The sequence below is a fragment of the Pandoraea cepalis genome (assembly GCF_902459625.1).
Taxonomy (GTDB): Bacteria; Pseudomonadota; Gammaproteobacteria; order Burkholderiales; family Burkholderiaceae; genus Pandoraea; species Pandoraea cepalis.
The window spans coordinates 1-12,357 of record NZ_CABPRY010000002.1; the positions used below are offsets into that span (position 1 = coordinate 1).

At 57.9% G+C, this 12,357-nt stretch carries 7 protein-coding genes and 2 rRNA genes; 6 read left to right on the plus strand and 3 right to left on the minus strand.

Translation table 11 applies throughout. The features are described from left to right. The 3 genes from PCE31107_RS04890 to PCE31107_RS04900 form a co-directional block, all read left to right on the plus strand. Window positions 1-2,741, plus strand: a 23S ribosomal RNA gene (locus PCE31107_RS04890); the annotation flags it as partial. A 131-nt stretch (window positions 2,742-2,872) separates the two neighbouring features. Further along, a 5S ribosomal RNA gene (gene rrf, locus PCE31107_RS04895) occupies window positions 2,873-2,985 on the plus strand. 133 nt (window positions 2,986-3,118) lie between these two features. After that, a complete protein-coding gene (locus PCE31107_RS04900; protein WP_174966552.1) occupies window positions 3,119-3,961 on the plus strand; it encodes a DUF3047 domain-containing protein in 843 nt (280 codons plus the stop codon). A gap of 90 nt (window positions 3,962-4,051) precedes the next feature. On the opposite strand, the gene PCE31107_RS04905 is transcribed toward PCE31107_RS04900, so the two are convergent. Beyond that, window positions 4,052-5,248, minus strand: a complete 1,197-nt coding sequence (locus tag PCE31107_RS04905; RefSeq protein WP_130027202.1) for a M20 aminoacylase family protein — start codon at window positions 5,246-5,248, stop codon at window positions 4,052-4,054. A gap of 212 nt (window positions 5,249-5,460) precedes the next feature. Here PCE31107_RS04905 and PCE31107_RS04910 point away from each other — a divergent pair, with 212 nt between their 5' ends. Both PCE31107_RS04910 and PCE31107_RS04915 read left to right on the plus strand, forming a co-directional pair. Beyond that, window positions 5,461-7,536 (plus strand): molybdopterin-containing oxidoreductase family protein, encoded by a 2,076-nt coding sequence (locus PCE31107_RS04910; protein WP_150606937.1) that lies wholly within the window; start codon window positions 5,461-5,463, stop codon window positions 7,534-7,536. Between the two features lie 49 nt (window positions 7,537-7,585). Beyond that, window positions 7,586-8,749, plus strand: a complete 1,164-nt coding sequence (locus PCE31107_RS04915; RefSeq protein ID WP_246181724.1) for an aminopeptidase — start codon at window positions 7,586-7,588, stop codon at window positions 8,747-8,749. Between the two features lie 276 nt (window positions 8,750-9,025). Here the strand turns inward: PCE31107_RS04915 and PCE31107_RS04920 are convergent, their stop codons facing one another. Together PCE31107_RS04920 and PCE31107_RS04925 are read right to left on the minus strand one after the other, a co-directional pair. Beyond that, window positions 9,026-9,505, minus strand: coding sequence for a MarR family winged helix-turn-helix transcriptional regulator (locus PCE31107_RS04920; protein WP_150606939.1), 480 nt, complete (start codon window positions 9,503-9,505; stop codon window positions 9,026-9,028). A gap of 266 nt (window positions 9,506-9,771) precedes the next feature. Continuing rightward, entirely contained in the window at window positions 9,772-10,920 is a 1,149-nt protein-coding gene (locus PCE31107_RS04925) for a porin (protein ID WP_130027195.1), read from the minus strand. 318 nt (window positions 10,921-11,238) lie between these two features. On the opposite strand from PCE31107_RS04925, the gene coq7 reads away from it, so the two are divergent. Beyond that, window positions 11,239-11,895: a 2-polyprenyl-3-methyl-6-methoxy-1,4-benzoquinone monooxygenase gene (gene coq7 / locus PCE31107_RS04930; protein WP_150606941.1), complete on the plus strand. Its 657-nt coding sequence runs from the start codon at window positions 11,239-11,241 to the stop codon at window positions 11,893-11,895. The last annotated feature ends 462 nt before the right edge of the window (window positions 11,896-12,357 follow it).

The window sequence follows — 12,357 nt, forward strand, 5'->3', positions numbered from 1 at the left end:
TGGGTCATCCTAGACTGAATACATAGGTCTAGTGAAGCGAACGCGGCGAACTGAAACATCTAAGTAGCTGCAGGAAAAGAAATCAACCGAGATTCCCAAAGTAGTGGCGAGCGAAATGGGACCAGCCTTCAAGATTTAGCACCGGTGTTATCAAAACGGAATGGAAAGTCCGGCCATAGTGGGTGATAGCCCCGTATGAGAAAACCCTGGTGTGGAACTAAGCTTGAGAAAAGTAGGGCGGGACACGTGAAATCCTGTCTGAAGATGGGGGGACCATCCTCCAAGGCTAAATACTCGTAATCGACCGATAGTGAACCAGTACCGTGAGGGAAAGGCGAAAAGAACCCCGGGAGGGGAGTGAAATAGATCCTGAAACCGCATGCATACAAACAGTAGGAGCCTCGCAAGGGGTGACTGCGTACCTTTTGTATAATGGGTCAGCGACTTACATTCAGTGGCAAGCTTAACCGAATAGGGAAGGCGTAGCGAAAGCGAGTCCGAATAGGGCGTTCAGTCGCTGGGTGTAGACCCGAAACCAAGTGATCTATCCATGGCCAGGTTGAAGGTGCGGTAACACGTACTGGAGGACCGAACCCACTAATGTTGAAAAATTAGGGGATGAGCTGTGGATAGGGGTGAAAGGCTAAACAAACTTGGAAATAGCTGGTTCTCTCCGAAAACTATTTAGGTAGTGCCTCGTGTATCACCTTCGGGGGTAGAGCACTGTCATGGTTGAAGGGTCCATTGCGGATTACTTCGCCATAGCAAACTCCGAATACCGAAGAGTGCAATCACGGGAGACAGACATCGGGTGCTAACGTCCGGTGTCAAGAGGGAAACAACCCAGACCGCCAGCTAAGGTCCCTAAATATTGCTAAGTGGGAAACGAAGTGGGAAGGCTAAAACAGTCAGGAGGTTGGCTTAGAAGCAGCCACCCTTTAAAGAAAGCGTAATAGCTCACTGATCGAGTCGTCCTGCGCGGAAGATGTAACGGGGCTAAGCAATATACCGAAGCTGCGGATGCGAGCTTGCTCGCATGGTAGGAGAGCGTTCTGTAAGCCTGTGAAGGTGTCTTGTGAAGGATGCTGGAGGTATCAGAAGTGCGAATGCTGACATGAGTAGCGATAAAGGGGGTGAAAGGCCCCCTCGCCGTAAGCCCAAGGTTTCCTACGCAACGTTCATCGGCGTAGGGTGAGTCGGCCCCTAAGGCGAGGCAGAGATGCGTAGCTGATGGGAAGCAGGTTAATATTCCTGCACCGTCGTATGATGCGATGGGGGGACGGATCGCGGAAGGTTGTCCGGGTGTTGGAAGTCCCGGTCCCTGCAGTGGAGAAGGCGCTTAGGCAAATCCGGGCGCGTAATTCAAGGCTGTGGGGCGAGTACCTTCGGGTACGAAGCAATTGGAAGTGGTTCCAAGAAAAGCCTCTAAGCTTCAGTCATACGAGACCGTACCGCAAACCGACACAGGTGGGCGAGATGAGTATTCTAAGGCGCTTGAGAGAACTCGGGAGAAGGAACTCGGCAAATTGGTACCGTAACTTCGGGATAAGGTACGCCCTTGTAGCTTGACTGGCCTGCGCCAGGAGGGTGAAAGGGTTGCAATAAACTGGTGGCTGCGACTGTTTAATAAAAACACAGCACTCTGCAAACACGAAAGTGGACGTATAGGGTGTGACGCCTGCCCGGTGCCGGAAGATTAAATGATGGGGTGCAAGCTCTTGATTGAAGTCCCGGTAAACGGCGGCCGTAACTATAACGGTCCTAAGGTAGCGAAATTCCTTGTCGGGTAAGTTCCGACCTGCACGAATGGCGTAACGATGGCCACACTGTCTCCTCCCGAGACTCAGCGAAGTTGAAGTGTTTGTGATGATGCAATCTACCCGCGGCTAGACGGAAAGACCCCATGAACCTTTACTGTAGCTTTGCATTGGACTTTGAACCGGTCTGTGTAGGATAGGTGGGAGGCTTTGAAGCAGGAACGCTAGTTTCTGTGGAGCCGTCCTTGAAATACCACCCTGGTTTGTTTGAGGTTCTAACCTAGGTCCGTAATCCGGATCGGGGACAGTGCATGGTAGGCAGTTTGACTGGGGCGGTCTCCTCCCAAAGTGTAACGGAGGAGTACGAAGGTACGCTAGGTACGGTCGGAAATCGTGCTGATAGTGCAATGGCAAAAGCGTGCTTAACTGCGAGACTGACAAGTCGAGCAGGTGCGAAAGCAGGTCATAGTGATCCGGTGGTTCTGTATGGAAGGGCCATCGCTCAACGGATAAAAGGTACTCTGGGGATAACAGGCTGATACCGCCCAAGAGTTCATATCGACGGCGGTGTTTGGCACCTCGATGTCGGCTCATCTCATCCTGGGGCTGTAGCCGGTCCCAAGGGTATGGCTGTTCGCCATTTAAAGAGGTACGTGAGCTGGGTTTAAAACGTCGTGAGACAGTTTGGTCCCTATCTGCCGTGGGCGTTGGAAGTTTGAAGGGGGCTGCTCCTAGTACGAGAGGACCGGAGTGGACGAACCTCTGGTGTACCGGTTGTCACGCCAGTGGCATCGCCGGGTAGCTATGTTCGGAAGAGATAACCGCTGAAAGCATCTAAGCGGGAAACTCGCCTTAAGATGAGACTTCCCTGGGAACTCGATTCCCCTTAAGGGTCGTTCAAGACCAGGACGTTGATAGGTCAGGTGTGGAAGCGCAGTAATGCGTTAAGCTAACTGATACTAATTGCCCGTGAGGCTTGATCCTATAACCAGTGTGTTTTCCTGGTGTGAGTGTCGTGCAATGTGCCGATACAACTCACAACCCAACCAACGTAGTACTACGCTTCTTCCGAATTGGTTTTGTTGAGCCCCGCTCAGCAGAACACACAAGTTATGCCTGATGACCATAGCGAGTTGGAACCACCCCTTCCCATCCCGAACAGGACCGTGAAACAACTCCACGCCGATGATAGTGCGGATACCCGTGTGAAAGTAGGTAATCGTCAGGCTCCCCTTAAAAACCCCTTGCTAACTCGTGTAGCAAGGGGTTTTTGCTTTTCTGGGAAATTCCGCCTGGATCGATATCCATTTCTCGCTTAGCATTTGGCCTCGGGGTTCGGGGAAGTTCGGGGAGCGAAACAGGTGGTCAATCAGGATCGAAGCAAGCGCCATGCAAGATGGCGTGCGGGAGCGGCATGGGTTGTAACCGCCGTGGTTATCTGGGGAATTGGTGGATGTACGTTGCCGGGACCCTCGTCGAAACATGCCTCGGCATTGTCTTCGCCGGTACAAAGCGATGACATTGCTCCCCTTTCCGCCGCTGTGAATCCCGACGGTTTGCCCCCGCACTGGGAGACGTATCTCGTCACCCGCAACAAACGGCCCACCCATTACGAACAAACGATCGATAGCCACGGCATCGCGGTGATTCGCGCCTCGGTCGACAAATCTGCGTCTGGCATCGCACAGACGCTCGACATCCCGGTGTACCCAGGCGCCAAGCTGACGTGGCGCTGGCGTGCGGATGCCATCCCCGCGAGTGCCGACATTCGCACGAAGGCATTCGACGACGCACCCGTACGTATCGCCCTTGCGTTCGATGGCGATCCCGCAAAACTCACCATGCAAGATCAACTTCATCGCGAATTGGCGCGTATGGTCAGCGGTCGCGACTTACCGTTTGCGACCCTGATGTACACCTGGGGCGATGATAAACTCTCGGTGGACGATATCGTCACCAATCCTTATACCGGTCGTATTCGCTCCCTCGTTGTCGAGCGCGGTGAGGAGCGCCTTGGAAGATGGCAGACGTATTCTCGCGATATCGCCAGGGATTACGAGAAAGCGTTTGGCGAACCTCCCGGGCGTCTGATCGGCATTGCAATCATGAGCGACGGCGACAATACTCGATCGAAATTCACCGCGTGGTACGGTGACATTCGTCTCGAAACGGAGGGTGTTCCCACGACAACGGCCGCGAAATAGCGCGATCTCGTTCGAATCAAAAGCGAAAAAGCCGGCAAGTATCACTTGTCGGCTTTTCTCATTGTTGCCTGACTCGCGGACCAATGCAGCTTACGGATTGCGTCCAAAATAGGTCTCGACCAGCTTGACCCAGTAAGTGCCGCCAAGCGGGAGCAGATCGTCGTTGAAATCATAACTGGCATTGTGCAGGTTGCACGGACCCAGGCCATGGCCGTTGTCCCGGTGCGTGCCATCGCCGTTTCCGATGAACACGTACGCGCCCGGCTTCTTCAGGAGCATGAACGAGAAGTCCTCCGCCCCCATCGTCGGTTCCACCTCGTCGTTGACGTTCTCGTTGCCGACTACCTCGCGCATCACATCGGCACACAGCGCCGCCATGCCCGGATCATTGATCGTCGGCGGGTAATTGCGAAGGAATTCAATTTCCGCTGAGCAGCCGAACCCCTTGGCCACGAATTCGGCAATCTCTCGCAGACGTGTCTCGATGAGATCCAGTACCTCGATCGAAAACGTGCGAACCGTGCCGCCCAACCATGCCACATCGGGAACCACGTTTGTGGCGTCACCCGCATGGATCTGCGTAATGGAGAGCACCGCGGCGTCGATCGGCCGCTTGTTGCGCGTGATGATGCTTTGCAACGCCTGCGCCACCTGAACGGCCGCAATCACCGGATCGATGCCGGCATTCGGAATACCCGCATGGGTTCCCTTGCCGCGAAGCGTGATCTTGAATTCGTTGCTCGAGGCCATCATGGGGCCGGGCGTCACTGCGAAGGTGCCAGTCGGTGCGCCCGGCCAGTTGTGCATGCCGAACACCGCCTGCATGGGGAAGCGCTCGAACAGTCCGTCCTTGATCATTTCACGCGCACCGCCGCCGCCTTCCTCGGCCGGCTGGAAAATCAGGTAGACGGTGCCGTCGAAATGGCGATGCGTCTGGAGATACTGCGCGGCGGCAAGCAGCATGGCCGTGTGACCATCGTGACCGCAGGCGTGCATCTTGCCTTCATGTTTTGATGCGTGGTCGAACGTATTGGCCTCACGAATCGGCAGCGCATCCATATCGGCGCGCAGACCGATCGCGCGGTCGCTGCTGCCTTGCTTGATGATGCCGACAACGCCGGTTTTGCCGAGTCCGCGATGAATGGGGATACCCCATTGGGTCAGCGTATCCGCCACCACGTCCGAAGTGCGCTTCTCTTCGAAGCACAGTTCGGGATGCGCGTGAATATCACGTCGGATGGTCTGGATTTCGCCGCGAGCGGCGTCGATTTCTGGAATGAGCTTCATGTTCGGGTTTCCTGCGGGGCGCAATAGTCCATCTTACCCCTAATGACCTGATCTGACACCTTGGTAGGAAACGTCCGAGCGCTGCATCGGATACGTCTGGAAAATGTCGCAAGTGACCGTGTCGCGGGGTTAGGCGGGGTGAACGTAATACAATGTCGTCAACGTCGCGCCGTTGGCGGTCGCGGCAATTTCGTAAAGAGAGGAGTCGTTTCATGACGACCAACACCCGCGTCGTTCGGGCCGCATGCCCGCATGACTGTCCCGATACGTGCGCCATGCACGTTACGGTGGAAAATGGCGTCGCTATCAAGGTCCAGGGCGATCCGGACCATCCGACGACCAAGGGCGTCTTGTGTACGAAAGTCTCTCGATACACTGAACGAACCTATCATCCGGATCGCTTGTTGCATCCGCTCAAGCGCGTCGGACCGAAGGGTAGCGGGCAATTCGTACCAGTCAGTTGGGATGAGGCGCTTGACGAGATCGCCTCGCGACTGGGGGCGATTGCGGCACGCGAGCCCGAAGCGATTCTCCCCTACAGCTATGCTGGCACGATGGGATTCGTCCAAGGCGAGTCGATGGCGGCAAGGTTCTTCAACAAGCTCGGCGCGTCCGATCTCGATCGCACGATCTGTGCGAGCGCAGGTGCTGCGGGCCTGCGATACACGTACGGTGCTGGCGTCGGCATGCACGTCGAACACTTTGTCGACAGCAAGCTGATTCTTATCTGGGGCAGCAATCCGATTACGTCGAGTGTGCATTTCTGGGCCATCGCGCAGGAGGCCAAGCGTCGCGGTGCGAAGTTGATCGCCATCGATCCCTATCGCTCGCTCACGGCGGAAAAATGCCATCAGCATATTGCCTTGCTGCCAGGCACGGACGCGGCGCTGGCATTGGGCATGATGCATGTCCTGATCGATGAGGATCTGGTTGATCACGAATACATTGCGCGACACACAGTGGGCTACGCGCAGCTCAAGGAGCGCGTACGACGCTACACGCCGGCCCGCGTCGCGGAAATTTGCGCTATCCCCGAAGACACAATCAGGACATTGGCGCGCGAGTATGCGAACGCGAAGCCTGCGGCGATCCGACTGAACTACGGCATGCAGCGAGCCAGAGGCGGCGGGCAGGCGACCCGCGCGGTCGCCTGCCTGCCGGCGCTGATTGGCGCGTGGCGCGATCCGGCGGGCGGGCTGCTGATGTCGGCGTCGGGTTACGCACCCGTTGATTCGGTGGCGCAGGCACGCCCCGATCTGCGGCCACATCAGGAAAAACCGGCCCGCGTGGTGAACATGAGCGCGATCGGTGATGCTCTTTGCCATCCGGGCGACGATTCGTTCGGGCCGAAGATCGAGGCGCTGGTGGTCTACAACAGCAATCCAGTGGCGGTGGCACCGGAGTCGGGCAAGGTGGCAGCGGGCTTCGCCCGGGAAGATCTCTTCACCGTGGTGTTGGAACATTTCCAGACCGATACCGCCGATTATGCGGACTTCGTGCTGCCGGCAACGACGCAGCTCGAGCATCTGGATATCCACAAGGCTTACGGCCATACCTATCTGCTGGCGAACAATCCGGCCATTGCGCCGCTCGGCGAAGCCAAGCCCAACTCGGAAATCTTTCGTCTGTTGGCGGGGCGCATGGGATGGCAGGAGACCTGTTTCTCCGATACCGACGATCAATTGGCCGCGCAATCCATTCGCTGGGACGATGCTCGCATGGCAGGGAGTGACTGGGAGACCCTCAAGCGTGATGGATGGATCCGATACGATCTGCCGGACGCGCCTTTTGCGAACGGGCAGTTCTACACGCCATCGGGCAAGTGTGAGTTTTATTCCGAGCGCATGTTGCAGGAAGGTTTCGATCCGCTACCCGACTGGGTGCCGCCGTACGAATCAGTGGCGAGCAATCCGGATCTGGCGGCACGCTATCCCCTGGCAATGATTTCACCGCCCGCCCGTCACTTCCTGAATTCGAGCTTCGTGAATGTCGATAGCCTGCGCGCCTCGGTGGGAGAGCCGACGCTCGATATTCATCCCTCAGATGCCGCGCCACGAGGCATTGAGAATGGTGGCGATGTGCGAATCTTCAACGATCGAGGCATCTTGAGCGCAAAGGCTCGGGTGACGGAGAAGGCGCGTGAAGGCGTCGTGGTGGGTCTGTCTATCTGGTGGAAGAAGCTCGCTCCGGACGGCAAGAATGCCAACGAGGTCACCAGCCAGCAGCTGACCGATCTGGGACGAGCGCCAACGTTCTACGATTGCCTGGTCGAAGTCGCGCCGGCATAAGGCCGGTCGTCACGCCTGCCGATGCCGAGCTGACGCCGAGGAGCCCGCGATGCGTAACCCTGCTGCGATGCTCACTCCGTTCCCGGTGTTCTCGGCATGCCGGCGTTCGATGTTTCGCGCCGCCGTGGGTTTAGGCGCCGGTTGGGCGGTACTGTTCGGTCTTGCCGGATGCGGCCAGGTCGGTTACTACGCGCAGTCGATTAACGGGCACTTCACCGTGTTGCATCAAGCGCAGCCGGTGTCCGATTTGCTTGCCGACCCATCGGTTGCCCCGCATTTGCGCACACGGTTGATAGACGCCGAGCAAATCCGAAGCTATGCCGTGTCCGCGCTCGGTGAGCCGGACAACGGAAGTTATCGCAGCTATGCGGACCTCAAGCGACCGTTCGTCGTCTACAACGTCTTCGCCGCGCCCGCGCTGTCGCTGAAGCTTCGCGAGTCCTGCCTGCTGGTCGTCGGATGCGTCGAGTATCGGGGCTATTACTCTCGCGAATCCGCCGAGGCTTATGCGGCCGAGTTGCACCGCGACGGCTGGGAGACGTTCGTCGCGGGGATTCCGGCGTATTCGACGCTGGGCTATTTCGACGATCCGCTGCTCAACACATTCATCTATCTTCCGCGGGCGGAAGTGGCTCGGATGATTTTCCATGAACTCGCGCATCAGATTCTATTTGTTCGAGGCGATACGGCATTCAACGAGTCTTTCGCCGTGACGGTGGAAACCGTGGGCGTCCGGCGCTGGCTCGCGGCGCACCCCGACGCGGCCATGGAATACGAGCGATACGACGCGCACCGACGCCAGTTCCGTCAATTGGTGGAGGGTTATCGCAAGCGCTTGGAAACCCTGTACGACGGCTCGGAAACGAACGCGCAGAAGATCGCGACCAAGGACGCGCTGTTCGCCAGCATGCGCGCTGACTACGAGCGGTTGAAGGCGTCCTGGGGGGGATACAAGGGGTTTGACCTTTGGTTTGCCTCGCACTTGAATAACGCCAAAATCGGATCGTTCGCGACGTATAACCAGTGGGTGCCGGCGTTCATGGCGATGCTGGCGGAAGAGCATGACGACCTGCCGGCCTTTTATGCCGCCGTCAAAACCTTATCGAAGCGGTCAGAGGCCGAGCGCATTGCAGCGCTCACCGCGCTAGACAGCACCCCGGCGGCCGCCGCAGCGCGCGACTTGCTCGACAAGCCGATGCAGGCGCGGCGATAGACTGTCTGAGGAATACCGCAGAATCCGGATCCGAGCATCAGAGCCCGGCGTTCGACGCTTGACGCTCGAAGGGCGACGGGCGAAGGGCTAGGGGCTAGGGGCTAGGGGCTAGGGGCTAGGGGCTAGGGGCTAGGGGCGAAGGGCGAAGGGCGAAGGGCGAGGTGCGACGCCGAGCCTTGAGCGTTAACGCGGCACAGGTCGAACGTTGGAGATCCCGGATCCATAGTGAACGTAGGTATCGCCGTTTCAAATGGAACACGGCGCCTCGCACCCCTCTCAGGCAATCACCGACTTCAGGTCGCCCAGCAGGGCATATAGTTGCTTCTGCCTGTCTTCCGACAGCTTTCCCAGGCGCTGCTCGATCCACTGTTCATGAGCACGAGCCATATCGGAGAACGCCTTCTTGCCGCGTGGCGTGAGCTTGATCAGAAAGGCGCGCCGGTCGTTGGCGACCGTCTGGCGCGTTACCCAGCCTTCCTTTTCCAACTGATCGGTAATGCCCGTGACGTTTCCGCCGGTGACCATCATCCGCTTGCTAAGCTCCCCCATCTTCAGCCCCTCGGGATGTCGGTCGAGTTGTGCGAGCAGATCGAAGCGAGGCAGCGTGCAATCGAAATCCTGGCGCAAACGCGAGCGGATATCCGTCTCGATCATATTGGCGCAGGTGAGGAGGCGCAGCCATAGCCGCAGGGCATCGTGCTCGCGATCGTGGGCTCGGGTTTCGAGATCGAGAGAGTCGGCATCGGCGAGGCTCATGGTGGGCAACGTAAAATTTACAGTATGGAAATTTTAGGTTTGAAATAAACCATCGGTCAAGCTGGGGTCGATACGAAGTTCTGGCGTACGCTATGCTGGCAAACGGCAAACGGCAAACGGCAAACGGCAAACGGCAAACGGCAAACGGCAAACGGCAAACGGCAAACGGCAAACGGCGGCAGCAGTTGCTTCTTCGCCAGCACCCATAAAAAAAGGGCACCCGAAGGTGCCCTTTCGTCAAAGCCTAAGTGACAGAAGCAGTCAGCTTAGAACTTGTGACGGATACCAGCCGTAACGGCGAACTGGTTCGTGCTTTGCGCGAAACCTTGGCCGTTCATCGACGCGCCGCCAGGAGCGTCGTTGTTGGCGTGTTGCCACAGACCAACCAGGTACGTGTCCGTGCGCTTCGACAGGAAGTAGTCGACGCCCAGGTTGACTTGGTGGTACTTCGGCGACAGGTCGGTCGTGCCCGATGCCAGCTTCGTCCAGGTGTACGTGTAAGCCAGGCCCAGTTGCAGAGCCGGGGTCAGCATGTACTTGCCGTTCAGTTCGACGTTGTCGAACTTCCAGCTGCCACCGCCGATGTAGTCATACTTGCTGTGGCTGTAGACCAGGCCAACCGTGGCCGGGCCGAAGGCGTACGAACCGCCTGCCGAAGCAATGTATGCCTTGTCGCTCGTGCCGCCAGCCGACATCGCAGTGTTCTGGTCGCCGCTCAGCAGCACGCCGCTCGAGTTGCTGCCCGGTGCGCCGAGGTACAAGTAGCCAGCGCCCAAGGTCAACGGACCGTTGGCGTAGCCCATACCAACCGACCATGCACGGTTGTTCGCGAAGCCCGTGCCCGTCGAACCGTTGTTAGCCGAGTTCGAGAAGCCGTACAGAGCGCCAGCGCTGAAGCCGTTGTAGTTGGCGGTCGTGTACTTGATCGAGTTGTTGACGCGGAACGAGTTGTTCAGGTTGTCGTTATCGAACGGGTGAGCGCCCGAATACGTTGCCCATTGGCTACCCGAAGCGAACGGGCCAACGAAGTCAACCACGGAGTCGTACTGACGACCGATCGACACCGTGCCAGCCGTTGCGCTGCTCAGGCCAACGTAAGCTTGACGACCGAACAGGCGACCGCCTTGAGCCGACATGCCGTTGTTGACGTTGAAGCCGCTTTCCAACACGAAGATCGCCTTCAGGCCGCCGCCCAGATCTTCAGCGCCCTTCAGGCCCCAACGCGAACCTTGCAGGTTGCCGCTGTTCAGCGAGATGTTCTTGGCGGTTTGCGCGGTGCCGGCAATGTTGCCGCCCGTCTTGTTCACGTACGTGAAGCCACCGTCGATGATACCGTACAGGGTCACGCTGCTTTGAGCGTGAGCAGCGCCAGCGAATGCGCCGAGCACACCCAGAGCGAGAAGCGACTTTTTCATTGAGTGATCTCCAAAGGATTGTGAGATTTGTTTAACAAGGTCACTAGTGATAACGTCCTTGCTAATCAACTTCGCGAGAAGTTGGACGTAATGTAACAAATTCACTGTGGGCGGCAAAGGAAAAGGCCCGTTTTGCGCGGGTTTGCGGCGTCCTTTGTTTCGTTTACGCAACAGCCCGCAAACCGGCGTCCAGCGGGGCTTTCGTGCCTTTGCGCCCGCGCAAGGCGCGCCGGACAAAGGCGCGTATCATCCGTGACGGACGTGATGCAATCGTCTGACGTCCCACATAGTGAAAAAACGAAGTGAGTTGAAAGTACGATGTTTTCCGACAGCCTGATCTCCGAACTTGACCGCGGCCTGCGAGCGATCGCCGGCGTTACGCAAGCCTCTCGCCCGACACCTGCTGCCGATGCTTCTCCCGCATCTATATCGGGTGACGCATCGATCGGCGACGACGCATTGACGCCGCAAGAGCGGCGCCATGTGGCGGGTCTCATGCGCGTGAATCACGTGGGGGAGGTTTGCGCGCAGGCGCTTTATCAGGCACAGAAGCTGGCGACAAAACGCCCGGAGCTGCGTTCCGCCTTCGAGCACGCCGGCAAGGAGGAAGAAGATCACCTCGCCTGGACGGCGCACCGTCTCTCGGAACTCGGCTCGCGCCCGAGCCTGCTCAACCCGCTTTGGTATGCCGGCGCGTTTGCCATTGGGTTTGTCGCAGGCAAGTGCGGCGACAGGGTTAGCCTGGGGTTCGTCTCGGAGACGGAGCGGCAGGTGGAGCACCATCTGGATAGCCATCTCGACGACTTGCCGTCGCATGACCTGCGCTCGCGCGCCATCGTCGACCAGATGCGACGCGACGAGATCGCGCACGGTCAGGCGGCGCGCGACGCCGGCGGGATTGAACTGCCCGCCCCCGTACAGCACGTAATGCGTGCTGCCGCGAAAGTCATGACGACGACGGCCTACTATATATAGAGCAGTTGGAATTGAGCACCCGAAATAGAGCACTTGAATAGAGCCCCTGAAGCGTTTCCTCGATTGACCCCTACCTCCCGTGTCGATCTTCCCCTCGTGTGGCGCGCGCCAACCGGCAGTTGCCGCGCTTTGGCTCGGCGTAAGTGCGCACTACTCGCTAGCGATAGTGCTGGCGGGCCTCCCGCGAGGCGGCATCTAAAGTTTGAGGTTCCACATTCACTATCGCAGTTATGTCTTTAATTTTCCTGACAAAATTCCGTTTTCCGGCTTTAGGAAAGTGAGCTAAGTCATTGTTCTGTCTGACAAATTCCCTCCGAAATTCCGGTGAAACGCTTGACCGCCCAAACACTCTCCTCTAAAGTGGGAAATAGTGTGAGAAAGTGTATTTTTGTGTGGTGTAGGGCACAAAATCTTTCTCTTTCGGCATGACGGGCAGGCGGACGAAACCTCACGGGAGCGCAT

Coding starts and splice junctions, on each gene's coding strand:
- PCE31107_RS04905 (WP_130027202.1), bottom strand. CDS start 5,248: ATGAAGCTCATTCCAGAAATCGACGCCGCTCGCGGCGAAATCCAGACC.
- PCE31107_RS04910 (WP_150606937.1), top strand. CDS start 5,461: ATGACGACCAACACCCGCGTCGTTCGGGCCGCATGCCCGCATGACTGT.
- PCE31107_RS04915 (WP_246181724.1), top strand. CDS start 7,586: ATGCGTAACCCTGCTGCGATGCTCACTCCGTTCCCGGTGTTCTCGGCA.
- PCE31107_RS04920 (WP_150606939.1), bottom strand. CDS start 9,505: ATGAGCCTCGCCGATGCCGACTCTCTCGATCTCGAAACCCGAGCCCAC.
- PCE31107_RS04925 (WP_130027195.1), bottom strand. CDS start 10,920: ATGAAAAAGTCGCTTCTCGCTCTGGGTGTGCTCGGCGCATTCGCTGGC.
- coq7 (WP_150606941.1), top strand. CDS start 11,239: ATGTTTTCCGACAGCCTGATCTCCGAACTTGACCGCGGCCTGCGAGCG.